This window comes from Streptomyces sp. P17, from assembly GCF_032436805.1.
GTDB lineage: Bacteria > Actinomycetota > Actinomycetes > Streptomycetales > Streptomycetaceae > Streptomyces.
The window spans coordinates 1-239 of the sequence record NZ_JAVRBF010001427.1 but is presented as its reverse complement, the minus strand read 5'-3'; the positions used below and the strand labels follow the sequence as shown (position 1 = coordinate 239).

At 64.9% G+C, this 239-nt stretch carries 1 protein-coding gene; it reads right to left on the bottom strand.

The window, feature by feature from the left end; translation table 11 throughout:
• Window positions 1-11: 11 nt before the first annotated feature.
• Window positions 12-239, bottom strand: a 228-nt coding sequence (locus RMT89_RS45225; protein ID WP_315889565.1) for a hypothetical protein, incomplete at its 5' end; no start/stop codon positions are given.

The following is a 239-nucleotide window of genomic DNA, read 5'->3' as shown; positions in this document are numbered from 1 at the left end:
CAGCGGGTGACTCACCGGTAGCTCCGTGACACGACCTGGTCGAGATCGTCAGCGATCAGGTCCTCTTCGCCATCCACCGAGGCTCTAACGAACGGTGACGCGGGCATGCGAGCCGTGCCGTACTCCTGATAGACGGGGTACATCTTCGCCATACGCGGGCCGATCTCGGCGGTGCGGGTCCATCGGGTGCCGCGAATGCGGTATCCGATCGCCTTCACCAAGGCACCAGTGTCGCGGGG